General features: G+C 65.7%; 25 protein-coding genes. 14 read left to right on the top strand and 11 right to left on the bottom strand.

What is annotated here, in order from left to right; genetic code table 11:
* Positions 1-33: 33 nt before the first annotated feature.
* Positions 34-1284: a Zn-dependent hydrolase gene (locus ATO6_RS18420; RefSeq protein ID WP_088625504.1), complete on the bottom strand. Its 1251-nt coding sequence runs from the start codon at positions 1282-1284 to the stop codon at positions 34-36.
* Between the two features lie 212 nt (positions 1285-1496).
* On the opposite strand from ATO6_RS18420, the gene ATO6_RS18415 reads away from it, so the two are divergent.
* Complete coding sequence (locus ATO6_RS18415; RefSeq protein ID WP_088625503.1) at positions 1497-2114, top strand: TetR family transcriptional regulator C-terminal domain-containing protein; 618 nt, start codon at positions 1497-1499, stop codon at positions 2112-2114.
* A gap of 50 nt (positions 2115-2164) precedes the next feature.
* A complete protein-coding gene (locus tag ATO6_RS18410; RefSeq protein ID WP_088625502.1) occupies positions 2165-4051 on the top strand; it encodes a tetratricopeptide repeat protein in 1887 nt (628 codons plus the stop codon).
* A 13-nt stretch (positions 4052-4064) separates the two neighbouring features.
* On the opposite strand, the gene preA is transcribed toward ATO6_RS18410, so the two are convergent.
* From preA to ATO6_RS18395, 4 genes are read right to left on the bottom strand one after another with little or no spacing between them, the layout of a single operon-like run.
* A complete protein-coding gene (preA, locus tag ATO6_RS18405; RefSeq protein ID WP_088625501.1) occupies positions 4065-5369 on the bottom strand; it encodes an NAD-dependent dihydropyrimidine dehydrogenase subunit PreA in 1305 nt (434 codons plus the stop codon).
* A gap of 3 nt (positions 5370-5372) precedes the next feature.
* A complete protein-coding gene (locus ATO6_RS25140; protein ID WP_176440995.1) occupies positions 5373-5519 on the bottom strand; it encodes a hypothetical protein in 147 nt (48 codons plus the stop codon).
* 58 nt (positions 5520-5577) lie between these two features.
* Complete coding sequence (locus tag ATO6_RS24875) at positions 5578-5916, bottom strand: hypothetical protein (protein ID WP_141102038.1); 339 nt, start codon at positions 5914-5916, stop codon at positions 5578-5580.
* Between the two features lie 6 nt (positions 5917-5922).
* The gene (locus tag ATO6_RS18395; RefSeq protein ID WP_088625499.1) at positions 5923-7257 is read right to left on the bottom strand and encodes an NAD(P)-dependent oxidoreductase; all 1335 of its coding nucleotides are present in this window, start codon (positions 7255-7257) and stop codon (positions 5923-5925) included.
* A 233-nt stretch (positions 7258-7490) separates the two neighbouring features.
* Here ATO6_RS18395 and ATO6_RS18390 point away from each other — a divergent pair, with 233 nt between their 5' ends.
* The 3 genes from ATO6_RS18390 to ilvN all read left to right on the top strand — a co-directional run bounded on the left by ATO6_RS18390 (position 7491) and on the right by ilvN (position 10704).
* Positions 7491-7943: an SRPBCC family protein gene (locus tag ATO6_RS18390; protein ID WP_088625498.1), complete on the top strand. Its 453-nt coding sequence runs from the start codon at positions 7491-7493 to the stop codon at positions 7941-7943.
* A gap of 342 nt (positions 7944-8285) precedes the next feature.
* Entirely contained in the window at positions 8286-10040 is a 1755-nt protein-coding gene (locus tag ATO6_RS18385; RefSeq protein WP_088625497.1) for an acetolactate synthase 3 large subunit, read from the top strand.
* A gap of 100 nt (positions 10041-10140) precedes the next feature.
* The gene (ilvN, locus tag ATO6_RS18380; protein ID WP_088625496.1) at positions 10141-10704 is read left to right on the top strand and encodes an acetolactate synthase small subunit; all 564 of its coding nucleotides are present in this window, start codon (positions 10141-10143) and stop codon (positions 10702-10704) included.
* A 1-nt stretch (position 10705) separates the two neighbouring features.
* Here the strand turns inward: ilvN and ATO6_RS18375 are convergent, their stop codons facing one another.
* A complete protein-coding gene (locus ATO6_RS18375) occupies positions 10706-11089 on the bottom strand; it encodes a hypothetical protein (protein ID WP_141102037.1) in 384 nt (127 codons plus the stop codon).
* Between the two features lie 237 nt (positions 11090-11326).
* On the opposite strand from ATO6_RS18375, the gene ATO6_RS18370 reads away from it, so the two are divergent.
* The 3 genes from ATO6_RS18370 to ATO6_RS18360 all read left to right on the top strand — a co-directional run bounded on the left by ATO6_RS18370 (position 11327) and on the right by ATO6_RS18360 (position 13611).
* Positions 11327-12148, top strand: a complete 822-nt coding sequence (locus ATO6_RS18370; RefSeq protein ID WP_254919204.1) for a helix-turn-helix domain-containing protein — start codon at positions 11327-11329, stop codon at positions 12146-12148.
* Positions 12149-12257: 109 nt separating this feature from the next.
* Positions 12258-13406 (top strand): aromatic ring-hydroxylating dioxygenase subunit alpha, encoded by a 1149-nt coding sequence (locus tag ATO6_RS18365; RefSeq protein ID WP_088625619.1) that lies wholly within the window; start codon positions 12258-12260, stop codon positions 13404-13406.
* Positions 13393-13611 carry a hypothetical protein gene (locus tag ATO6_RS18360; RefSeq protein ID WP_088625494.1) on the top strand — a complete coding sequence of 73 codons (219 nt, stop codon included), beginning with the start codon at positions 13393-13395 and terminating at the stop codon, positions 13609-13611. The genes ATO6_RS18365 and ATO6_RS18360 overlap by 14 nt, the downstream gene beginning before the upstream one ends.
* A gap of 1 nt (position 13612) precedes the next feature.
* Here ATO6_RS18360 and ATO6_RS18355 read toward each other — a convergent pair whose 3' ends face one another.
* A complete protein-coding gene (locus ATO6_RS18355; protein WP_088625493.1) occupies positions 13613-14764 on the bottom strand; it encodes a pyridoxal phosphate-dependent aminotransferase in 1152 nt (383 codons plus the stop codon).
* Positions 14765-14979: 215 nt separating this feature from the next.
* On the opposite strand from ATO6_RS18355, the gene ATO6_RS18350 reads away from it, so the two are divergent.
* From ATO6_RS18350 to ATO6_RS18340, 3 genes are read left to right on the top strand one after another with little or no spacing between them, the layout of a single operon-like run.
* Entirely contained in the window at positions 14980-15729 is a 750-nt protein-coding gene (locus ATO6_RS18350; protein WP_088625492.1) for a DsbA family protein, read from the top strand.
* Positions 15726-16388: a hypothetical protein gene (locus ATO6_RS18345; protein ID WP_088625491.1), complete on the top strand. Its 663-nt coding sequence runs from the start codon at positions 15726-15728 to the stop codon at positions 16386-16388. The genes ATO6_RS18350 and ATO6_RS18345 overlap by 4 nt, the downstream gene beginning before the upstream one ends.
* 10 nt (positions 16389-16398) lie before the next feature.
* Positions 16399-16776, top strand: coding sequence for a cupin domain-containing protein (locus ATO6_RS18340; RefSeq protein ID WP_088625490.1), 378 nt, complete (start codon positions 16399-16401; stop codon positions 16774-16776).
* Between the two features lie 57 nt (positions 16777-16833).
* On the opposite strand, the gene ispG is transcribed toward ATO6_RS18340, so the two are convergent.
* The 3 genes from ispG to hemA all read right to left on the bottom strand — a co-directional run bounded on the left by ispG (position 16834) and on the right by hemA (position 20636).
* Positions 16834-17979 carry a flavodoxin-dependent (E)-4-hydroxy-3-methylbut-2-enyl-diphosphate synthase gene (gene ispG, locus ATO6_RS18335; protein ID WP_088625489.1) on the bottom strand — a complete coding sequence of 382 codons (1146 nt, stop codon included), beginning with the start codon at positions 17977-17979 and terminating at the stop codon, positions 16834-16836.
* A 76-nt stretch (positions 17980-18055) separates the two neighbouring features.
* Positions 18056-19297, bottom strand: a complete 1242-nt coding sequence (locus tag ATO6_RS18330; protein WP_088625488.1) for a RodZ domain-containing protein — start codon at positions 19295-19297, stop codon at positions 18056-18058.
* A gap of 115 nt (positions 19298-19412) precedes the next feature.
* Positions 19413-20636, bottom strand: a complete 1224-nt coding sequence (gene hemA, locus ATO6_RS18325; RefSeq protein WP_088625487.1) for a 5-aminolevulinate synthase — start codon at positions 20634-20636, stop codon at positions 19413-19415.
* Between the two features lie 389 nt (positions 20637-21025).
* Here hemA and ATO6_RS18320 point away from each other — a divergent pair, with 389 nt between their 5' ends.
* From ATO6_RS18320 to ATO6_RS18310, 3 genes are all read left to right on the top strand, one after another.
* Positions 21026-21352, top strand: coding sequence for a 5-aminolevulinate synthase (locus ATO6_RS18320; protein WP_088625486.1), 327 nt, complete (start codon positions 21026-21028; stop codon positions 21350-21352).
* Between the two features lie 63 nt (positions 21353-21415).
* On the top strand, positions 21416-22789 hold the full coding sequence (locus ATO6_RS18315; RefSeq protein ID WP_088625485.1) for a M20/M25/M40 family metallo-hydrolase: 1374 nt from the start codon (positions 21416-21418) through the stop codon (positions 22787-22789).
* On the top strand, positions 22786-23661 hold the full coding sequence (locus ATO6_RS18310; RefSeq protein WP_088625484.1) for an alpha/beta fold hydrolase: 876 nt from the start codon (positions 22786-22788) through the stop codon (positions 23659-23661). Before ATO6_RS18315 ends, ATO6_RS18310 begins: the two co-directional genes overlap by 4 nt.
* Here the strand turns inward: ATO6_RS18310 and ATO6_RS18305 are convergent.
* Positions 23658-24536, bottom strand: a complete 879-nt coding sequence (locus ATO6_RS18305; RefSeq protein WP_088625483.1) for a glycosyltransferase family 2 protein — start codon at positions 24534-24536, stop codon at positions 23658-23660. The genes ATO6_RS18310 and ATO6_RS18305 overlap by 4 nt on opposite strands.
* Positions 24537-24598 lie beyond the last annotated feature (62 nt).

Here is a 24598-nt window from a genome sequence, read left to right as displayed (position 1 = left end):
CCGGGGGGCAGGCAGCCCCCCGGCCTCTCCACCCTACTCCACGATCTCCGCCGTCTCGACCACGGCATGCAACAGCACGTCCGCGCCCGCGGCGGCCCATTCCTTGGTGATCTCCTCGGCCTCGTTGTGGCTCAGCCCGTCGACGCAGGGACACATGACCATCGCCGTCGGCGCGACCTGGTTGATCCAGCAGGCGTCGTGCCCGGCGCCCGAGATGATGTCGCGGTGCGAATAGCCCAGCCGTTCCGCAGCCGATCGCAGCGCCCCGACACAACCCTCGTCGAACTTCACCGGGTCGAAGCCCCCGACCTTCTCGAACTCGATCCCCAGCCCCATCTCCTCGCAGATCTTTGCCGCGCCCTCCTTCAGCCGCGCCTCCATATCCTCGATGACGCTCAGCTCGGGCGAGCGGAAGTCGACGGTGAAGACAACCTTGCCGGGGATCACGTTGCGCGAATTGGGATAGACGTCGATATGGCCCGCCGCGCCGACGGCGTGGGGCGCGTGGCTCCACGCGATCTCGTCGACCAGCTGCAGCACCTTGGCCATCCCCAGCCCCGCGTTCTTTCGCATCGGCATCGGCGTGGACCCGGTATGCGCGTCGCGCCCCGTGATCGTCACCTGGATCCACGACAGGCCCTGCCCGTGCGTGACGATGCCGATGTCCTTCTCCTCGGCCTCAAGGATAGGGCCCTGTTCGATATGCAGCTCGAAGAACGCCTTCATCTTGCGCGATCCGACCGGTTCGTCGCCTTCCCAGCCGATCCGCTTCAGCTCGTCGCCGAACGACTTGCCCGCCGCATCGACGCGCGACTTGCCCCAGTCCTCGGTATGCACGCCCGCGAAGACGCCCGAGGACAGCATCGCGGGGGCATATCGGGTGCCCTCTTCGTTCGTCCAGTTGGTCGCGACGATCGGATGTTTCGTCTTGATCCCCAGATCATTCAGCGTGCGCACCAGTTCCAGCGCGCCCAGCACCCCCAGAACACCGTCGTATTTCCCGCCCGTCGGCTGGGTGTCGAGGTGGCTGCCCACGTAGACCGGCAGTGCGTCGGGGTCTGTGCCCGGCCGCATCGCGAACATGTTGCCCATCGTGTCGAGCCCCATCTCGCAACCCGCCTCCTCGCACCATTTCTGGAACAGGGCGCGGCCCTCGGCGTCGGCGTCGGTCAGCGTCTGGCGGTTGTTGCCGCCCGCGATTCCGGGACCGACCTTGGCCATTTCCATCAGGCTGTCCCACAGGCGGTCGCCGTTGATCTTCAGGTTTTCTCCGGGGGCGGGCATCGGCACTCCTTGCTGGTCTTCCGGGTGCATTTGACCAAAAGGTCAAAGCCACGCTAACACGGAGCGGACCGCAGTCAAGGAAATCGCCCGATGTCCGCGCATCGCACCGCTCTGCCGCGCAGGCTGACCAAATTTTCAGCTTGGCTGGACAAACGCGGGCTCAGGCGAAACATTGGCGGGAAAAGCATTTTCAGGCGTAGCAGGATAGCTGGATGAACCTACCCGTCGCGACCACCCGGATTCAGAAACGCAACGTCGGCCTGATCGCCGAAGCCGCGCTCGAGGTGTTTTCCTCCAACGGGTTCCGGGGCGCGACGGTGGACCAGATCGCCCGCGAGGCGGGGCTGTCGAAACCGAACCTGCTCTACTACTTCCCGTCCAAGGAAGCGATCCACACCTACCTCCTGTCCACCCTCATGGACACATGGCTCGATCCTCTGCGCGAAGTGGACGAAGGCGGTGACCCGCTCGACGAGATACTGGCCTATGTTCAGCGCAAGCTGGAACTCAGCCGCGAACGCCCGCGCGAGAGCCGGCTTTTCGCAAACGAGATCCTGCATGGCGCAAGCAACATCCTGCCCTTGCTGGAAACCGATCTGAAATCGCTGGTCGATGAAAAGGCCGCACTGATCCAGGGGTGGATGGACGCCGGGCGGATCAAGCCCGCCAACCCGCACCACCTGATTTTCTCGATCTGGTCGCTGACCCAGCATTACGCCGATTTCGACGTGCAGGTCCGCGCCGTCCTTGGATCCGCGGCCGGGGACCCGTTCCCGGATGCCGAAGACTATCTTGCCACCATGTTCACAAGGCTGCTGCGCCCGGACTAGACTGGGGCAGACCGGCCCGCCGGACTACGGAAGCGCCAGAGGAGGTTCCGGTGCGACACCAGCTGACAGCGGCACTTGTCCAGGTGATCATGGCGTTGGCGGGCACGGCCGCGACCGCGCAGGACGCGGCGAGCGGCTATGTCGATGACGCGGAATGCGCGGCCTGCCACGTTCAGATCGCCGACAGTTACGCCAATGTCGCGATGTCGAAGAGCTTTTACGCCGCCGATGGCGCCGAGGTGATCGAGGATTTCGATGCCCCGCCCCTCCATCACGCGACAAGCGGCCTGTCCTATGACATGAGCCTTGTGGACGGCACCTACCGTTTCCGCCAGTTCCGCACCCTGCCCGATGGCAGCCTGTCCGATGTCTACGAGGCCGAAGTGGACTGGATCCTCGGCTCGGGCAACCATGCCCGGACCTATATCGTGCAACACCCGGACGGCACCCTGACCGAGCTTCCGTTGGCCTGGTATACGCAGGAACGGGGCTGGGGCATGCCGCCCGGCTACGAATTCGCCAATCAGCCGGGCCTGCAGCGGCAGGCGGAATTCCGGTGTCTCGCCTGCCACAACGCCGTTCCCGACCTTTCGGCCGTGACAGACCTGCCGGGATACCCGCAACACTATCCCGAACACATGCCCGAGGGCATCGGCTGTCAGCGGTGCCACGGCCCCGGCGCCCGCCACGTCACGCTCGCCACCTCCGGGACCGCTGCATTCGCGGAAATCATGGGCTCGATCACGAACCCCGCCGACCTGCCGGCGGAGCGTCGACAGGAGATCTGCTATTCCTGCCACCTGCAGCCCAGTGTCGCCGTAGCCTCTCCGCTGCGCGGCGACCGGGGCGTCTTTTCATTCCGCCCCGGCGAGCCGCTTTCGGACTATGTCACGCCGATTGACATCGTAGACGGCACCCGCGCAACCGAAGATCGGTTCGACATAAATCACCATCCCTACAGGATGGAACAGAGCGCATGCTTTACCGAAAGCGAGGGGAAAATCGGCTGTCTGACCTGCCACGATCCCCATGTGAAGGTGAAACCCGAAGATCGCGCGGCTCATTACCGCGCCGCCTGCCTGACCTGCCATCAGACGGATGCGGCGGGTCAGGTGCAGGTGCCGCCACCCGCCGCGCATCCGCAGATCGACGCCGCCGCGGACTGCACCACTTGCCACATGCCCGAGCGGCGTACCAACGATGTCGTCCACGTGACCATGACAGACCACCGCATCGGCCGTCCGCCCGCGGATCCCGCAAAACTGATCGCGGCCGCGTCCAAGGTCCCGGCAGACGTCACCGAGGTCATGCTGTTCCGCGACAGCGGTCTGTCGGGGAACGAAGGCGCGATCCAGCAGGTGATGGCGCTGATAAGCAACGCGGGTCTCGGGGCGGAGTACGCGTCGGACATCCTCGAACGGCTCCTGACATCCAGCAACTGGAACTTTGCCGCACCTTGGGTCCGGCTCGCCGAGAGCCGCCTCGCCCAGGGCGCGTTTGCCGAAGCGCTTGCTGCGGCTGAGCGGATCCTGGCCATCGATCCGGAAAACCCGACCGGCCGGATGGCAATGGCGGTGGCCAATTTCCGGCTTGGCGCGACAGACGAGGGACTGGACCAGTTGCGCGCCGTTGTATCCGACTGGCCGGATTTTCCCGTCGCCCGGATGAATTTGGCGATCATGCTCGCGAATACCGGTGCGCTGGTCGAAGCGCTCGAACAGGCGCGGCACGTGACGGTCGGGCGGGACACGGCGTGGGCCGCATGGCGGCTGATCGCACAGATCGAAAGCGTCCGCGGCAATCACGACGCCGCCGCCGATGCCTACCTCAGCGCCCTGCGGGCCGAACCTCGCCGGTCAGAGCTGCACCCCCCGCTCGTTGAGGCGCTGATCGCGTCGGGGCGCGAGGGCGAAGTGGCCCCTTACGCCCCCCGGTGACACGGTGGCGGACCTACTCCGCCGCCTTGACCGACATCGGGTTGTTCGGATGCGTGGTCCAGTTGGCATAGTCGCCGACCTGGCGACCCGTGCGCGGGTCGGTGTCGCCCTTGGGCATCTCGACCATGGTGATGCAATCCTCGACCGGGCAGACGTTGACGCAGAGGTTGCAGGCCACGCATTCGTCGTCCATCACCTCGAACACCCGGCCTTCTTTCATCGCGATCGCCTGGTGGCTGGTGTCCTCGCAGGCAGCATAGCAGCGGCCGCACTTGATGCAGGCGTCCTGGTCGATCCTGGCCTTGGTCACGTAGTTCAGGTTCAGATACTGCCAGTCGGTCACGTTCGGGACGGCCTTGCCGACGAAATCGGCGGTGCTTTCATAGCCCTTCTCGTCCATCCACTGCGACAGGCCGCTGATCATCTCCTGCACGACCTTGAAGCCATAGGTCATCGCCGCCGTGCAGACCTGCACGTTGCCCGCGCCCAGCACCATGAACTCCGCCGCGTCGCGCCACGTGGTCACGCCGCCGATGCCGCTGATCGGCAGGCCGCGCGTTTCAGGGTGGCGGGCGATCTCGGACACCATGGACAGCGCGATCGGCTTGACCGCCGGTCCGCAATAGCCGCCGTGCGAGCCCTTGCCGTCGATGGTCGGTTCCGGCGCCATCAGGTCCAGATCGACATGAGTGATCGAATTGATCGTGTTGATCAGGCTGACCGCATCCGCCCCGCCCATCTTCGCCGCCGTCGCCGGTTTGCGGATATCGGTGATGTTGGGCGTCAGCTTCACGATGACGGGTTTGGAGTAGTACTGCTTGCACCACCGCGTCACCATCTCGATGTATTCGGGCACCTGCCCGACGGCAGATCCCATGCCCCGCTCGCTCATCCCGTGGGGGCAGCCGAAGTTCAGCTCGATCCCGTCCGCGCCGGTGTCCTCGACAAGCGGCAGGATCTTCTTCCAGCTTTCCTCCTCGCAGGGGACCATGATCGAGACGATGATCGCCCGGTCGGGATAGTCGGCCTTGACCCGCTTGATCTCCTCGAGGTTCGTGTAGAGATCGCGGTCGGTGATCAATTCGATGTTGTTCAGCCCCAGCAGCCGCCGGTCCGCGCCCCAGATCGCGCCGTAGCGCGGGCCGTTGACGTTGACCACCGGCGGGCCTTCCTCGCCCAGCGTCTTCCACACGACACCGCCCCATCCGGCCTCGAATGCGCGGCGGACGTTGTATTCCTTGTCCGTCGGCGGCGCCGAGGCCAGCCAGAACGGGTTCGGGGATTTGATGCCCAGAAAATCGGATGTCAGGTCGGCCATGTCTCAGGTTCCCTCGTGGCGGCTGGAGTGCAGCGGGCGCAGGTTGGCCGCGCTGTCGGAAATCTTCACCCGGCGGACGCCGGCCTCACGCACGGCCGTCCGGGGGCCGATGGCGGGCGCGGTGCAGTCTGACGCGGACGGAACAGGCATTCTGTCGTGGCTCTTCCGGTTGGAGACGGGCCCCGCCATGCGGGACCCGCCGGGTGATCTATTCGCTCAGGCAGAGGACCGACATGTCGAAGTCGACGGTGATGTCCTCGGCGCTATTGTTCTGGACGCGGATCGTCCAGAGGCCCGGCACGGGCGAAAAGCTGGCAATGAAGCTGAAAGCGGTGCGATCCGCCGGCCCCGAAGTCAGCGCGTAGCCGCCCGAGACAAGCTGGCCCGCGCCGCAGCCCATCACGGCATTGGCCACGTCATTCGAAGGTATGGTCAGGCTCTGGGGGGCGCTTTCTACATCGACCGACAGGGCACTGGCCGGAGCGGCAAGCCCCATGCAAAGAAGGGGTGCGGAGATAATCGGGGCGATGGTTCTGGAAAGGGTCATGAATCCTCAATTCGTAAGATGGGTATGGATGTCCTCGGCCGCGTCGCGACCTTGGGCGACAGCCGTAACAGTCAGATCCTCTCCACCCAAGGCACAATCGCCCCCTGCCCACACTCCTGGCAAAGTGGTGCGGCCATTTTCACCAACCGCAATCTTGCCCTTGCGAATTTCGAGCCCCGCCAGCTCGCCCTCCAGCGCTTGGCCGATGGCGCGGAACACCTGGTCTGCCGGGATGCGCACCGTCTCGCCGGTGCCGATCAGACGGCTGCCTTCCTCGGTCGTATATTCCAGTTCCATCTCGGTCGCGGCACCGTCACCATGCACGGCCACGGGCTGCAGGTTCGTCAGGATGCGCACGCCCTTGGACGCCGCAAGATCCCGCTCGAACTGCGAGGCGCCCATGCGGTCTGCCCCCCGGCGGTAAGCAATCGTCACGCTGTCGGCCCCCAGCAGACGCGACTGCACCGCCGCGTCGACGGCCGTCATGCCGCCGCCGATCACCACCACGTTGCGCCCCACGGGCAGCTTGCTCAGATCGTCCGACTGGCGCAGGTCCGAGATGAAGTCGACCGCATCCGCGACGCCATCCAGATCAGCCCCCGGCACTCCGAGCGCGTTCACACCGGCCAGCCCGATCCCGAGGAAGACGGCATCGTAGTCCTGCTGAAGCTGGTTCAGGTCGAGGCCGGAGCCGAGCGCCCTGCCCGTCTCCACCTTGATGCCGCCGATGGAGAGCAGCCAGTCGACCTCCTTCTGCGCGAAGTCATTGGTGCTCTTGTAAGCCGCGATGCCGAATTCGTTCAGCCCGCCCGGCTTGGGCCGCGCGTCGAACATCACCACGTCATGACCCTTCATCGCCAGCCGGTGCGCACAGGCCAGACCGGCAGGACCAGCACCGACCACGGCCACGGTCTTGCCCGTCGCCGCCGCCCGCGCGTAGGGATGTGTATTCTTCGCCATCAGCGTGTCCGTGGCGTGACGCTGAAGCCGCCCGATCTCCACCGGATCGCCTTCGGCGGTCATCCGGACGCAGGCTTCCTCGCACAGGGTTTCGGTCGGGCAGACGCGGGCGCACATGCCGCCGAGGATGTTCTGGTCGAAGATCGTCTTCGCCGCCGCCTCGGGCGTGCCGGTCGAGATCTGCCGGATGAACAGCGGAATGTCGATCGAGGTCGGACAGGCCGTCATGCAGGGCGCGTCGTGACAGAAGTAGCAGCGGTCGGCCGCCACCTGCGCCTCGTGCTGGTCCATCGGCGGATGCAGATCGGAAAAGCCGCGCGCGATCTCGTCGGCAGGCAGGCGCCCCGGCACGATGCCGGGTGTCAGAGGGCTGTTGGTCATGTCCGGTCCCTGTCGCAACTCTTTCCGTCAGCCTGACACGGTTTGATTTTTTATCAAATGGTAAATTTACGGAATACACCGAAGCCCCACGTGGAAGCGCCGCATTGCCGAAATTCTCGGCATTCTCACACCCGGCTCCACGGCGCCGGCCCGCAAACACATCCATGTCCGCCTGTTGACCGCGCAGACGGCCCCTGCCCCAATGAAAGTCACACCAGCAGACGGAGCATGCCATGACCACCGACACCCCGCGCCACCCGTTCCAGCGGAGCCACTCCATCGTCATCGCAACCGATCCCGCAACGGTGTTCGACTACGTCAGCAACCCCAAGACCTGGCCGGAATGGCTGGCGTCCTCGCACGAACTGGAATGCGACAACCGGCCGATGCGGTTCGGCGACACGTTCCGGGAACACTGGTCGACCCGCACCGCGCCGGTGGTTCTGGACTGGGTGGTGATCGTCTGCGACCACCCGCGCCAGTGGATCGGGATCACGCAGACCGATTTCATCGGCCCAATCGTCGTCCACTACCAGTTCGACCCGCTGCCCGAAGGCACCCGATTTACCCGCGTCATGCGCAACCCGTCACGGCCCAAGCCGCCGACGGACGAGATGATCGCCCGGATGGATACGGAGTCCATGCAGGGGCTGGAGAACATCAAACGCATCCTCGAAGCGCGCTGAGCGACGCCTGCACCGGCGGAATCGCCACCGGACAGGCCATACGCTTTATCGAAATGTCGCCAAACAAGCGCTCGACGCAACAAACGGAAAGAAAATCGCCACCTCGCGACACTTTTTCCGTTTCATTCGCTGTTGACGCCCCGAAAACCTCCGCCTATGGTCCGCCGACAACGGAAACCCTTGGGACTCACGGGACATGATGACCCTAGTCGTAATCGTAGGAGCTTGGCGCATGGGCCGGTGATACCGGTAATCCCTAACGGACACCCATGCGCCCCCGGACCGAAATCCGGGGGTTTTTTGTTACCGATAAGCTGGCAAGCGCAGGACGGAGATGATCAGATGACACGCCAGATGACAGGCGCCAAAATGGTGGTTCAGGCCCTCAAGGATCAGGGTGTGGACACGGTATTCGGCTATCCGGGCGGCGCCGTCCTGCCGATCTATGACGAGGTCTTTCAGCAGAACGACATCCGTCACATCCTCGTCCGCCACGAACAGGGCGCGGTCCACGCGGCCGAAGGCTATGCCCGCTCGACCGGCAAGCCGGGCGTCGTTCTGGTGACCTCGGGTCCCGGTGCGACGAATGCCGTCACCGGGCTGGCCGACGCGCTGCTCGACTCGATCCCGATCGTCGTACTGACCGGGCAGGTCCCGACCTTCATGATCGGCTCGGACGGGTTCCAGGAGGCCGACACCGTCGGCATCACCCGCCCCTGCACCAAGCACAACTGGCTGGTCAAGGAAACGGACGCCCTGCCCGGCGTCCTGCATCAGGCGTTCCATGTCGCGACCACCGGCCGCCCCGGCCCGGTGCTGATCGACATTCCCAAGGACGTCCAGTTCGCATCCGGCACCTATACCGCGCCGCCCAAGGGCTCGACCTATCGCTACAACCCGCAGGTCAAGGGCGACATGGAAGAGATCACCGAGCTGGTCGCCGCCCTCGAAACCGCGAAGCGGCCGATCTTCTACACCGGCGGCGGCGTCATCAACTCCGGCCCCGCGGCCAGCCAGCTGCTCCGCGAACTGGTGGACGCCACCGGCGCGCCGATCACCTCGACGCTCATGGGCCTTGGCGCCTACCCGGCGTCGGGCAAGAACTGGCTCGGGATGCTGGGGATGCACGGCCTCTACGAGGCCAACATGGCGATGCACGACTGCGACCTGATGATCAACATCGGCGCGCGGTTCGACGACCGGATCACCGGCCGCATCGACGCCTTCTCGCCGAACTCGACCAAGGCGCATATCGATATCGACCCCTCGTCGATCAACAAGGTCATCCGCGTCGACATCCCGATCGTCGGCGACGTGGCCCATGTGCTGGAGGACATCCTCAAGGTCTGGAAGGCCCGCGGGCGCAAGATGAACCGCGAGGGTCTGGCCAAGTGGTGGGGCAAGATCGACGAGTGGAAGAAGGTGGACTGCCTGAAGTTCACGAACTCCGCCAAGACGATCAAGCCGCAGTATGCGTTGCAGCGTCTCGAAGAGCTGACCAAGGGCCGCGACCGCTACATCACGACCGAGGTCGGCCAGCACCAGATGTGGGCCGCGCAATACCTGACCTTCGACGAACCGAACCGCTGGATGACCTCGGGCGGCCTCGGGACGATGGGTTATGGCTTCCCGGCCTCGATCGGAGTGCAGATGGCGCATCCCGAAAGCCTCGTGATCAACGTCGCGGGCGAGGCGTCGTGGCTGATGAACATGCAGGAGATGGGCACGGCGGTGCAGTTCCGCCTGCCGGTCAAGCAGTTCATCCTGAACAACGAACGGCTCGGCATGGTCCGCCAGTGGCAGGAGCTGCTGCACGGCGAACGCTATTCCCACTCCTGGTCCGAGGCGCTGCCCGACTTCGTGAAGCTGGCCGAGGCGTTCGGGGCCAAGGGCATCCTGTGCACCGACCCCGCCGACCTCGACGACGCGATCATGGAGATGATCAACTACGACGGGCCGGTGATCTTCGACTGCCTCGTTGAGAAGCACGAGAACTGCTTCCCGATGATCCCGTCGGGCGAGCCGCACAACAAGATGCTGCTCGGCGATGCGAGCACCAAGGACGCGATCAAGGAAGGGGGCGCGGTGCTGGTGTGAGGCCGTGGTGCGTGCAGAGCACGCACCCTACATCACCACACCGGCCATCCGCCCGTAGGGTGCGTGCTCTGCACGCACCACCTGCCAGAGGACAACGAAGATGAACGCACTCCAGATCAAGAAGGGCTCGACCAAGCATTCGGCCTACAACCTTCGCCCCACGTTCTCGGACGTGATCGAAACCCACACCCTCGCGGTGCTCGTCGACAACGAGGCAGGGGTTCTAGCCCGCGTGATCGGACTGTTCTCGGGCCGGGGCTACAACATCGACAGCCTCACGGTCGCCGAGGTGGATCACACCGGGCACCTGAGCCGGATCACCATCGTCACCCGCGGCACCCCTCAGGTGATCGAACAGATCAAGGCGCAGCTCGGCCGGATCGTGCCGGTGCACGAGGTGCATGACCTGACCGTCGAGGGGCCGTCGGTCGAGCGGGAACTGGCGCTGCTGAAAGTGTCGGGCGACGGCGACAAGCGGGTCGAGGCGCTGCGGCTGGCGGACATCTTCCGCGCCAACGTGGTCGATTCGACGCTGTCGAGCTTTGTCTTCGAGATCACCGGCACCCCGGAAAAGATCGACGCCTTCGCCGACCTGATGCGCCCGCTCGGCCTGCTCGAGATGGCGCGCACCGGTGTCGCCGCGCTGTCGCGCGGCGCCCGCTGAGCTAACTGCCAGTCCGACGGCCACGGGCGACCCCGACCCGTGACCGTCCGGTTCTGCCGCTGAACGGCAGAACGATCGCCCTTTCAGCCCTGGGAGACTCAGGCTGCGGGGTCGGCTCGGTCCTGATCCCAGGGCCCTGCCGGAGCGTTTTCAGATCACCCGCGAGGGTGGGATATTGATCCTCGGCCACCAGGCGCGGGTTGCGCGCGCGCCGCAGCCGGCCGGTTTCCGTGACGTCAAACTGCACCAGATCGCCCGGATCGAGCTCCGGAGTGGCGTCCAGCGCGTCCTCTCTGGCATTGAAATACGCCAGATCCCCGTGATCTTCGCACCAGATGACGGCGCGATCGTCACGTCTGTCACTCCATAGAACCACACCGAACATCGTGTTCCTCAATTCTGTCAGTAACTTGCGCCTTTTGGATAACTCTCCGCCAAAGGCCGCTTGCTGCACATTCCTCATTCCCGGACGCCATTTCGTTTTTTGTGTCGCGTTGCAACCGGAATGGCGCTATATAACATCAATCGTGACGCTGTTTAACGTCAAGACACCGACAGAATGTGTCAACGTAGCGTCACTTGCCGGGTCAAACCGGCGTCTGACAACCGCGGGAGACAGAAATTGAACCGGATATTGACGCGGCCCGACAACGACCTGTCCGATCCGGTCGAAGTTCGCGGCATCTTCGGCGCCAACCTGCGCCATCTGAGTGGCCGATACCCCTCGATTGCGGGCCTTTGCCGCGAACTCGGGATCAACCGGACGCAGTATAATCGCTACCTTTCGGGTGAAAGCTTTCCCCGCCCGGACGTGCTGCTGCGCATCTGCCATTTCTTCGAAACCGACGCCCGCATCCTGCTGGAGCCGGTGGACAGCCTCAGCCCGATCGCGACGGACCTGCTGAATCACCCGGCGATCTCGCCCTATCTCGGCTCCGAATCGACGGCCGTGCCCGAGGACCTGATGCCCGGCGGCATCTACCGCTTCTCGCGCCGCAGCTTCGTGGACGCGGAACTGGCCGTGACCGGTCTCGTCTATGTCTTCCGCGCCGACGGATATTCCTTCGTCCGCGGCTACGAGGCGAAAGAGGCGATGTCCCAGCAGGGTCTGGATGCCAGCCCGCAGACCCGCGAATTCCGCGGCATCTTCCTGAAACAGGAAGAGGGCGTGGCCGCGCTGATCTCGCGCAAGGGCGCCATCACCTGCACGTTCAACTTCCTCAGCCGCGTGCCGGCGTTCGAAAACAACTTCTGGGTCGGCTATGTCACCCGGACGGTGGCCGAAACCATCGCCGGACACCGCGCCACCCGGATGGTCTATGAACACCTCGGCCATGATTTCGGCGCTGCATTGCGCGCGGCCCGGTCGTCGGGCTTCGTCCAGCCCGAGATGCTGCCGGCCTTCCACCAGCGGCTGCTGCGGCTGAAAGAGCCGTTCAACTGACGCCAACGCCCGGCCGCGCATGTCGCGACCGGGCAAAACAGGTCGCGGTGCGACACGCGCCGCGCGCCGGGGCATGGCCCAATGGATCATCCAAGGGGACGATCCGACCATGCCCGACACCTTCAATGACCTGAGCGCCATCCGTCAGCCTGTCGCCACCGCGCATGGCCTGCCGAACCGGCACTACACCGATCCCGCCGTCCACAACGCCGAACGCCAACGGCTGTTCTTCGACCAGTGGGCCGGCCTCGCCACCGCCGCCGAAGTCCCGGAGAACGGCGATGCCCTGCCGGTCGACTTCCTCGGCGTGCCGCTGCTGCTGCTGCGCGGGCGTGACGGGGCGGTCCGGGTGTTCCAGAACATCTGCCGTCACCGCGGGATGATCCTCATCTCCGAGCCCCGCAAGATCGAGGGCGCGATCCGCTGCCCCTATCATTCATGGTGCTACGGCACGGACGGCCGGCTGGTCGCCACGCCCCATGTCGGCGGCCCCGGCATGAACACGCACGAGGCCATCGACCGCGACGCGCTCGGCCTGATCGAGGTCCGGTCGCATGTCTGGCGGGACGTGGTCTTCGTCAACCTCTCCGGCACGGCCCTGCCCTTCGACGAGGCGCAGCGCGACCTGATCGCCCGCTGGTCCGACTTCGACGCCCCGCTCTACCACGGCGGCGCGGAAAGCCGCTTCACGCTCGAGGTCCGGTCGAACTGGAAGCTGGCGGTCGAGAACTACTGCGAGAGCTATCACCTGCCGTGGGTCCATCCCGGCCTGAACGCCTATTCCCGGCTGGAGGATCACTACAACATCGAGGCGCCGGGGCTCTATTCCGGCCAGGGCTCGACCCTTTACCGCCAGCTGCGCGGCGCGGACGGGGCGACTTTCCCCGACTTCCCCGCCCTGCCCGCCAAGTGGGACACCGCCGCAGAATATGCCGCGCTCTATCCGAACGTGCTGTTCGGTGTGCACCGCGACCATGCCTTCGCGATCATCCTGCGCCCGGACGGTCAGGGCCGAACGGTGGAGCATATCCATCTCTATTACGCCACGCCCGACACCGACCCCGCGCTTCGTGCGCAGAACGCGGCGCTGTGGAAGACGGTTTTCGAGGAGGACATCTTCGTCGTCGAGGGGATGCAGGCGGGCCGCGCCGCGCCCGGTTTCGACGGCGGCCGCTTCTCGCCCGCGATGGACGGGCCGACGCATTGCTTCCACGATTGGGTGGCCGGCCGGATGGCCGGGGCCGATGCAGCCGCCTGAGCTGGACGCCGCGATCCTCGCCGCGCATGCGGCGGGGGACCGGGCGGCGCTGGTCGGGCTCTACCAGCAGGCCGCAGATGGCGCGCTGCCGGACGAAGGCCCGTTCTTCCTGACGCAGGCCTACATCCTCGCGCTCGACTGCGGCGACATGCGCGCCACGGGCCTGCGCGACCGGCTGGTCGCGCTTGGCCGGGAACGGGTCTAGCCTAGCCGGCCCGCGCGTCCATGAAGGTCGCCAGCCGGTCCAGCCCCTCGCGGATGTCGTCGGTGCTGGCGGCATAGGAGAAACGCAGCGTGCCCTTGCCCCGCGTCGGGTCGAAGTCCAGCCCCGGCGTCACCGCCACCCCGGCCTCGTCCAGTATCTCGCGCGCGAAGACGCGGCTGTCGTCGGTCAGGTCGCTGACATCCGCATAGACGTAGAACCCGCCGTCCGGCGGCGCGATCCGGCGAAACCCGGCCCGCGGCAGCCCGTCCAGCATCAGCGCCCGGTTCCGCGCATAGGTGTCGAGGTAGGTGTCCAGCTCCGCCTCACAGTCCATCGCCGCCAGCGCCGCGACCTGGCTGACATGGGGCGCGCAGATATACATGTGCTGCGCGATCCGTTCGACCCGGCGGATGTGATCCTCGGGGACCACCATCCAGCCGATCCGCCACCCGGTCATCGAGAAGTACTTGGAGAAGGAGTTGATGACATAGGCGTCATCCGAGATCTCCAGCGCCGATACCGACGGCATCTCGTATTCCAGCCCGTGGTAAATCTCGTCCGAGATGAAAGCCGCGTCGGCGTCCGAGCAGGCCTCCATCAGCGCGCCGAGCGCCTCGCGCCCCAGCATCGTGCCCGCCGGGTTCGACGGCGATGCGACCAGCAGCCCGTTCAACCCGTAGGCCGCGACATCTTCCGGCACCGGCTGGTAGCGCGCATTCTCGGCGGTTTCGATGACCACCGGCTCAAGGCTGAGCGCCTTGAGGATCTGCCGGTATGACGGATAGCCCGGCGCACCGATGCCCACCTTTTCGCCCGCATCGAAGAGCGAGGTGAAGGCCAGCGTGAACGCCCCGGACGATCCCGGCGTCACCACGATCCGCTCCGGGTTCAGGTCGACGTCATACCAGTCGCCATAGAGCTGCGCGATCCGCGTCCGCAGCGCATCAAGCCCCAGCGTCACCGAATAGCCCATCGGATCGCCGTCCTGCATCGCCCCCGCCACGGCATCCAACGCGCCCTGCGGCGCGGATGTGCCGGGCTGTCCGACCTCCATGTGAATGATCTTGCGGCCTTCGTCCTCTGCCTGCTGTGCAGCCTTGATCACGTCCATCACAATAAAGGGATCGACAAGGCCACGCCTTGATACGCGCATGAAGCTCTCCGATAGTTTCCGCTGTGCGTCCAGCCTCGCGCGCGGGGAACGGCGAGGTCAACCTGAGGCGGGCAGATACCCGGAATGTTTACCGGGAAACAGTCCCCCTGCCGGGTCTCGCGCCGCCCTGCCGGTTTTCCCGGCACCCCCGCCCAAGCCGGTTGGCTTTTGCGCAGGAATATGGTCTGTCGCCACCAACCAGTCAGGAGTTCTTCATGACCCGCCTCGCCTCTCTCGCCGCAGCCCTCATGCTCGGCACCGCCGCGCCGGCCCTCGCGCTGGACCTCACCAGCATGACCGATGCCGAGCGCGAGGCGTTCCGGGCCGAAGTCCGCGCCTACCTGATGGAAAACCCGCAGGTCATCATGGAGGCGGTGCAGGTGCTGGAGGAACGGCAGGCGGCAGACAAGGCGCAGGCTGACAAGACCCTGGTCGAGGTCAACGCGGATGCGATCTTTGACGACGGTTTTTCCTGGGTCGGCGGCAATCCGGACGGCGACGTGACCATCGTCGAGTTCATGGACTATCGCTGCGGCTACTGCCGCAAGGCCTTCGACGAGGTGAACGCCCTGCTCAGCGAAGACGGCAACATCCGGTTCGTGGTGAAGGAATTCCCGATCCTCGGCGAAGCCTCGGTCGTCGCCTCGCGCTTTGCCATCGCGACCAAGCAGGTTGCGGGCGACGAGGCCTATCACGCCGTCCACGACGCGCTGATGACCTTCGGCGGCCAGCCCGATGAAACCTCGCTCACGCGCCTTGCCGAAAGTCTGGGCATCGACCCCGCCCCGATCCTCGACGCGATGAACAATCCCGAAGTGACCGAGGAAATCGCCAAGACCCGCGCGCTGGCGCAGCGGCTGCAGATCAGCGGCACCCCGACCTTCGTGATCGGCTCCGAAATGGTGCGCGGCTACGTTCCCGGCGAGGTGATGGCGCAGGTCGTGGCGGACGCGCGGTCCGAATGATCGGCCGGGCGGCTGCCCTAGGTCTCGGTCTCGCCGCATCGCAGGCGGCGGCCGAAGGGCTGCCGCTGACAATCGACGAACGCGCGGCCTTCCGGGCCGAGGTGCGGGCGCTGCTGCTGGACGAACCCGAACTCATCCTCCGTGCGCTCGACGGCGCGGAACCGGAGCCCGCCGCGCCGGTGCCTGCTCCGCCCGCTCCGGACTACGCCGACGAAATCGCCCGCGACCAGCAGATCATCCGGGACGAGGCCTACTGGCTCTTCTCGCAGACAGACCGTGGCTTCGGCTCCAGCTGGCCCCGCCTGACCATCGCGGTCTTCATGGCCGGCAACTGCGCCGACTGCGCCGCCGCCCTGTCGGACCTGATCGACCTGACCCGCCGCCATCGCGGGCTGCGCATCGAACTCCGCCCGCTCGACACTGACCCCAAGACCATCGCCCGCCTCGGCGCGGTCGAGCTGTTCGGCCCCGAACGGCTCGCCAGGAGCTGGACGGCCATCGCGAACATCCCCGCCGCCAAGGCCGAGCGGATGCGCGACGAGGCGGTCAGCGCCGAACGGCTCGGCCTCGACATGGCGCCCAGCTATGTCTTTCCGGACATGTTCGTGCGCGGCCATGTCCCGGCGGCGGTGCTGGAACACTACATCGCCCGCTACTGAGGATTCCCCGATGTCGACCCCCGGCAAGCTCACCTGGCAGGACTGGTCCCGCCGCCCCGAACTCTGGCCCGGCGCATGGCGCGGCGCGGCCGAGGGCTATCGCCTCGGCACCGGCGTGACGGTGCTGTTCTATGAAACGGACGAGGTCGGGGTCGGCCCCAAGTGGCACGTCCACCCCTATGACGAGGTCTTCGTGATCCGCGAGGGCCGCGCGCTGTTCACCGTGGGCGACACCAAGCTGGAAGCTGAGACCGGGGACGTCGTGCTCGGCCCCGCGAACATCCCGCACAAGTTCCACAACCTCGGCCCCGGCAAGCTGGTTACCGTCGACATCCACCAGAACGACCGCTGGATCCAGACCGACCTCGACGACCCCGAACTGGCCTGATCTGCTTCATCTGGCCGGATAAACTCCCGCCGGAGGCACGGGCCGCAGGCCCGTCCCCTACTCCGCCGCCTGCTCGGACGCGGCCTTCTCGGCGGCCATCCGGGCATCGATCTCCTCGGCCTTCTTCTCGACCTCTTCGACGATATGGTCGATCATCCGGTCGTTCGACATCCGGTGCGATTGCTTGCCCGCGAGGTAGACCATCCCGTTCCCGGCACCGCCCCCGGTAAAGCCCACGTCGGTCATCAGCGCCTCGCCCGGCCCGTTGACCACGCAGCCGATGATCGACAGCGACATCGGCGTCTTCACATGCTCCAGCCGCTTTTCCAGCGCCTCGACAGTCTTGATGACGTCAAAGCCCTGACGCGCGCAGGAGGGGCAGGAAATGATGTTCACACCCCGGTGCCGGAGGCCGAGCGCCTTGAGGATCTCGAACCCGGCCTTCACCTCTTCTACCGGATCGGCCGAGAGCGACACCCGCAGCGTATCGCCGATGCCCATCCACAGAAGCTGCCCCAGCCCGATCGCGCTTTTCACCGTGCCGGACATCAGCCCGCCTGCCTCGGTGATCCCGAGGTGGATCGGCGCGTCGGTGGCGTCGGCCAGTTGCTGGTAGGCGGCGGCGGCCATGAAGACGTCGGACGCCTTCACGCTGATCTTGAATTCGTGGAAATCGTTGTCCTGCAGGATGCGGATGTGTTCCAGCCCGCTCTCGACCATCGCGTCGGGACAGGGCTCGCCGTACTTGTCCAGCAGGTGCTTTTCCAGCGACCCGGCGTTCACGCCGATCCGCATGGAACAGCCGTGGTCGCGGGCGGCCTTGATGACCTCGCGCACCCGCTCGGGCGAGCCGATGTTGCCGGGGTTGATCCGCAGGCAGGCCGCGCCCGCTTCGGCGCTCTCGATGCCGCGGCGGTAGTGGAAGTGGATGTCGGCGACGATCGGCACCGGGCTTTCGCGCACGATTTCCTTCAGCGCCTTCGACGACGCCTCGTCCGGGACCGAGACGCGGACGATGTCCGCGCCCGCATCGGCGGCGGCCTGCACCTGCGCGACGGTGGCTTTCACGTCCGAGGTGATGGTGTTCGTCATCGTCTGCACGGTGATCGGCGCGCCGTCCCCCACGGGGACGTCGCCCACCATGATGCGGCGGCTCTTGCGGCGTTCGATGTTGCGCCAGGGACGGACGGGGTTCAGCGACATGAGCGGCGGCTCCTGTTCGGACGGGCTGTTGCGGCTGAGATAGACCGTGTCGGCGGGCGGCGCAATGCCGCCCCGATCACTGTTGCGGCGAGGGCTGCGTGAACTGCGCCTCGGCCACCACCTTGGCGGCGACGGAGTCGTTGGTCAGGTCGGCCACCGCGTAGCGGTCGGTCAGCGCGTTGACCGACAGGGCGACGTCGCGGATCGTGGCGGTGCCATCGCCCGCCGGACCGTAGAGGTCGCCATTGACGCGGAAGTAGATCGAACCGGACATGCCCGCCCGCAGGACGGGGGCGTCCTCGGTCTGCGGCAGGTCATAGGTCTCGCCCGCGTCGAGGATCTTTTCGAAGATGATCGAACCGTTGGCGGCCTGCACCCGCACCCATGCCGGGCGGACCGCGAACAGCGCGACACCCGGTGCCGGGCTTTCCACGACCTGCGGGGTCGGTGACGACGGTCCGGTGTCCCCGGCTGCGGCCATGGCGCGCATGATGGCGCTGTCCACGACCGTCGGATCGGTGCCACGCCGCGCGGGATCCGCATCGGCAAAGCTGCCGGACCGCGCCGGGTCGAGGGTGGAGATCGGCGCGTCGCGGGCGACCATGACCGGGACGTCCAGCGCCTGCGGGCGGTAGAGCCGGTCCAGCGCCTCGGCGGGCGGCGTAAAGACGCCGGACTGCGTATTGGCGCTGGCGACGTCTTCGGGCTTGGGCCGGGTGGCGCCTGCAAGCGGATCGAGATCGGTCAACACGTCCGGGGTGTTCTCGGACGGGGCGACCTGAACCCGCTGCACTTCGTTCAGGACGGTCCAGCCGCCATAGCCGAGGCCCGCGATCAGCGCGACCAGCACGAAGGCCGAGCCGATGGCCGAGGGTTCGATGCGGGACAGGAACCCGTCCGACACCGGCGTGAACGGCGTTGCGGAACCGAGGAACGGTTCCTTAACAGTCGGCTGCTTGCGGCCAATGCTGTCGGGGCGTTTCGACGACGCGGCGGCAGAGACGCCATGCGGCGTTTCAAAACCGCTTTCCGCGCAGAAGGCCGCGAAGACCTCGTCGGGGTTCATGTTCAGGTAGCGCGCGTAGGACCGCACATAGCCCGCGATGAAACCGGGTGTGTCGAAGGCTTCGGGATCGCAGTTCTCGATCGCGGCGATGTAGGGCGCCTTGATCCTGAGCTCACGCTGCACGTCCAGAAGGGACTTGCCGAGCGTCGCTCGCTCGCCACGCAGGATGTCCCCGAGCCTGAGATCGAAATCGTCAAAGCCCCGAGGAGTTTCCGTGGTGGTTTCGATGTCTGGCTGGCCTCTACGCCGCATCGTCCCGACTGCCCCATATGTGTTGCTGACCCATGAACCGTCCCCACGATTCGAGTCGAGGTCTTATTTAGCTAAGGCTAACACAGGGCAAGGCAATTGTAAGCCTAACGAAGAGTTATCCCGCCATATCAGCGCGATTCAGCGCACAATGCGACCACAACTCGTCCATTGCGCGGATCAGTTTGTCGATCTCTTTCGGGCCGTGCACCGGCGACGGCGTGAAGCGCAGACGCTCCGTTCCGCGCGGCACGGTGGGGTAATTGATCGGCTGGACGTAGATACCGTGCCGTTCCAGCAGCATGTCGCTGAGGATCTTGGTGTGCACCGGATTGCCCACGATCACGGGCACGATGTGGCTGCCGTGGTCGATGATCGGCAGGCCCATGCCCTTGAGCCGCATCTTGAGAATGCTGGCCTGGGTCTGGTGCCGCTCTCGCAGCGCCTGGTCGGTTTTCAGGTGCCGGACCGAGGCCGCCGCCCCCGCCGCAACCGCGGGCGGGATAGAGGTGGTGAAGATGAAGCCCGGCGCGTAAGACCTTATCGCGTCGACCATTTTCTCGGACGCGGCGATGTAGCCGCCCATCACGCCATAGGCCTTTGCCAGCGTGCCGTTGATGATGTCGATGCGATGCGCCAGGCCGTCACGCTCGGACACGCCGCCGCCCCGCGCGCCGTACATGCCGACCGCGTGGACCTCGTCGATATAGGTGAGGGCGTTGAACTCGTCAGCCAGATCGCAGATCGCCTCGATCGGGCCGAAATCGCCGTCCATCGAATAGACCGATTCAAAGGCGATCAGCTTGGGCGCCGCCGGGTCGTCCTTTTCCAGCAGTTCCCGCAGATGCGCGACGTCGTTGTGACGGAAGATGCGCTTGGCCCCGCCGTTGCGGCGGATGCCCTCGATCATCGAGGCGTGGTTCAGCGCGTCGGTATATATGATGAGACCGGGGAACAGTTTGGGCAGCGTCGACAGCGTCGCGTCGTTGGCGATGTAGGCCGAGGTGAAGACCAGCGCCGCTTCCTTGCGGTGCAGGTCAGCCAGTTCGGCCTCGAGCTGCTTGTGATAGACGGTCGTGCCCGAGATGTTGCGCGTCCCGCCGGAGCCTGCGCCCGCCTCGTCCAGCGCCTCGTGCATGGCGGCGAGGACAACGGGGTGCTGACCCATCCCGAGGTAGTCGTTCCCGCACCAGACGGTCACGTCCTGTTCGGTGCCGTCGGGCCGGTGCCACGTGGCATGCGGAAAGGTGCCCTTGTGCCGGACGATGTCGATAAAGGTGCGATACCGGCCTTCGTCATGAAGGTCGTTGAGCGCCTTGTCGAGATTGGCGATGTAGTCCACGGGGCTGCCTCCGTTCGTCCGAGATGCGCGCCGCGGGCCCATAGGGGGCCGCGAATTTTTGGAATGGATATAAGTCGCGCGTGTTTTCCACAACCTTCTTAAGGCGATGACGTCGGCGACACCTTGATGCAGGTCAAGTCGACCACAAAGACCGCACCCCTAAGATATTGGAAATACTGAATATCCAAGGCTCTGTCATTTGACCGCGACAAAAAGGTACAAGGCCCCTTCAACTTATCGCGGAACGTCCGGCACCGCTGCTGGACACGGCGAGTCGGCCTGGAAGGCAAGGAATTCCTTACTTTGCGTCACCCGAAAACCGGCGCAGACTTCTTTCATACAGCCAAGGGGTTACACATTCTGCCCCGCCTTTTTCAGACGAAGATTCAATGCAAAACATACTGACTGCGCCGACCCTGGTGCTGATCCTTATGTCAGCCGCAGGGTATGTCATGGCCACCGCCGGCATGAAGGCGGCTGCCACGGCATGGCATTCCGCGGCGACGGGCATGGTCGTGATCGGCCTGACCGTCGCCGTCATTGCCGAGATCATCCTTCTGCGACAGGCGTCGCTCGCAATCGTCTATGTCCTGATCCTTGCCGCCGAGACGGTCCTTGTCATGGTCCTTGCCCATACCTACGGCGAGGGGCTGACCTTTGTGCAGGGATGCGGCGCGGCGCTGGTGATCGCGGGGCTCTGCCTCGTGATGAGCTGAGCCCGTCTGGACACGGGACCGGCGGGTGCTAGGGTCGGGCGCGAAGCAGAATGGAGCCTCCGCATGTCCCTCGACGCCGTCCTTTCCCGCCTTGACGCAGACCTGCCCGCCGCGACCGAGCGGCTGCTCGACCTGCTGCGCATCCCCTCGGTTTCGACCGATCCCGCCTACAAGGCCGACTGCGACCGTGCGGCGGACTGGCTGGTTGCCGACCTCGCCTCGATCGGCATTCAGGCCGAGAAGCGCCCGACACCGGGACACCCGATGGTCGTGGGCCACGTGGAGGGCGACGGCCCGCACATCCTGTTCTACGGCCACTACGACGTGCAGCCGGTCGATCCGCTGAACCTCTGGAACCGCGCCCCCTTCGACCCTGCGATCGAGGAGACGCCCGCCGGCAAGGTGATCCGCGGCCGCGGATCGTCGGACGACAAGGGCCAGCTTATGACCTTCGTCGAGGCCTGCCGCGCGTGGAAGGAAGAGAACGGCACCCTGCCCTGCCGCATCACCTTCTTCTTCGAGGGCGAGGAGGAAAGCGGATCGCCCTCGCTGATCCCCTTCATGAAGGAGAACGCGGAAGAGCTGAAAGCCGACATCGCGCTGATCTGCGACACCGGGCTGTTCGAAAGCTCCACCCCCGCGATCATCACCATGCTGCGCGGTATGCTGGGCGAGGAGCTGACGATCAAGGCCGCCACCCGCGACCTGCATTCCGGCATGTATGGCGGTGTCGCGATGAACCCGATCCGGGTGCTGTCAAACGTCATCGCCAACCTGCACGACGATCAGGGCCGGGTCACGATCCCCGGCTTCTATGACGGCGTGCCGGAACTGAGCAACGAGATCCTCGCCAGCTGGGACGACCTGAAATTCGACGCCGAGGGGTTCCTGGGCAGCGTCGGCCTGTCGGTCCCCGCCGGTGAAAAGGGCCGCCGCCCGCTGGAGATGATCTGGTCGCGCCCGACCTGCGAGGTGAACGGCATCTGGGGCGGCTACACCGGCGACGGGTTCAAGACCGTCCTGCCGGGCGAGGCGCATGCCAAGATTTCCTTCCGGCTGGTCGGCACGCAGGACCCGCACGAGATCCGCAAGAACTTCCGCAAGCATGTCGAGGGGATGCTGCCGCCCGATGTGCAGGTGGAATTCAAGGCGCATGGCGCCTCGCCCGCAGGCCAGATGTCGATCGAGGACCCGGCCTTCGAGAAGGCCAAGCAGGCCCTGTCCGACGAATGGCCGATGGATGCCGCCTATGTCGGCTGCGGCGGGTCGATCCCGATCGCGGGGTATTTCAAGTCGATCCTCGGGATGGACGCGATGCTGATCGGCTTCGGCAAGGACGACGACCAGATCCATTCCCCGAACGAGAAATACGACCTCGAGTCGTTCCACAAGGGGATGCGGTCGTGGGCACGGGTGCTGGACGCTCTGACGAAATGATCCCCGGATTCCGGGATGCCGTCGCGCAGGTGAACGGCCAGCGGATCGCCTATTCCGCTGGCGGCGAGGGTCCGCCCCTGCTGCTGCTGCACGGCTTTCCGCAGACCCGCGCGCTGTGGTCCGACATCGCGTCGCGGCTGGCCGGGCGTTACCACGTCGTGGCCGCCGACCTGCGCGGCTATGGCGGATCGTCCAAGCCGCCCGCCGTGACCGATTACAGCTTTCGAGAGATGGCGCGGGATCAGGTGGCGCTGATGGCGCATCTGGGGGTCGACCGGTTCCACGTGGCGGGGCATGACCGGGGCGGACGCACGGCGCACCGGATGGCGCTGGATCACCCCGCCGCGGTCGCCTCGCTGCAGGTCATGGACATCGTGCCGACGCACCGGCTGCTCGACCCGCTCGACCGGCGGGTTGCGCAGAGCTACTACCACTGGTTCTTCCTTGCCCAGCCCGAACCCTTTCCCGAACGGATGATCGCGGCGGACCCGGACGCGTTCTTCGAAAGTTGCCTGCTCGGCTGGGGCGCGGCGCGGCTGGAGGATTTCGACCCCGCACAGCTGGCCGCCTACCGGGCGGCGTGGCGCGACCCCGATACGATCAGGGGCATGTGCAACGATTACCGCGCGGCGCTGGAGGTGGATTTCGATCTCGACGCGGCCGACCTCGGGCGGCGGATCGCCTGCCCGACGCTGGTGCTCTATGGCGCGGACGGTGCTATGGCCAAGGCCTTCGACGTCCCCGCGACTTGGGCGGACCGCTGCACCGATACGGAGGCCGAGGGCATCCCCGGCGGACATTTCTTCCCGGACACCGCGCCTGACGAAACGGCGGCCGCGATGCTGGCCTTCCTGTCCCGCCAGACGCTCTAGAGCGCGCCGTTGAACCGTTCGGGCAACTGGTAGAGCTGCTCGTAATCCGGGCGGTCGAACTGCCAGAACCCGGTCTTGCCGCGTTCCTGCCAGCTGCGGTGCATCGCCCTGCGCACCGGGCGCATGTTGAACTCCGCCTGCAGCGGCATCGCGGTGAAGGCGTCGAACACCGCCCGGTCCTCGCCCCGCGCCTCGGCGAACCAGTGGCGGCCGATGGCGGCGTCGCGGATGTTCTCGACATTCACCGCCTGAGTGACCGCGTTGCGGCGGTCCATGACGGCCGTGTAGGCGCCGAAGTCCACGAACTTCAGGTGGAACAGATACAGCGGATCGGGCGTGAACAGTTTTTCGAACTGGGTGAAATGCCCGCCCCGCGCGATCTTGGTCCCGACCGAAACGATGCATGGCTTGGAATAATGCGGCGCGACCCGGACATGGCGGCGGGGGCCGAGCACGCGATCCCCGACCGGTTCCTCCTCGCGATCGATCATGTGCAGGACCTCAAGCCCGACAGGGGTGTAGATCCGGCGATCCGGCGCGCCCTCCAGCCACTCCAGCAGCGTCTTGCCTTCGGCCGGGTCGACGACGACCAGCTCGTCCACGTCGCCGACGATGACGTGCTTGTAATAGGCGTTCAGCCCCATCACGAGGTTGTTCATCAACCGCCAGCGCTTCATGTCGAAGTTCTTGTGATGATCGCCGGGAATGCCAACGATGTTGCATCCCTTTGCCATCTCCAGCACCTCGGGCTCGCGCCCGTGGGCGATGACGTAGCAGTTCTCGCGGCCCAGCATTTCGCCGTAGTGGCGCAGCCAGATCTCGAGGAAGAAGAGATCGTCACGCAGCATCGTGATCGCGCACGCGGTGGATTGCATCTGCTCGTCTTTCGTTTGTTGGCCCTCTGCGGGGTCGTTGCCCCAGCATAGCGCGGTTGCGG

The organism is Oceanicola sp. 22II-s10i, from assembly GCF_002210105.1.
Classification (GTDB): Bacteria; Pseudomonadota; Alphaproteobacteria; order Rhodobacterales; family Rhodobacteraceae; genus Pseudooceanicola.
The sequence above is the reverse complement of the archived record's forward strand: the minus strand, read 5'-3'. Positions and strand labels throughout refer to the sequence as shown.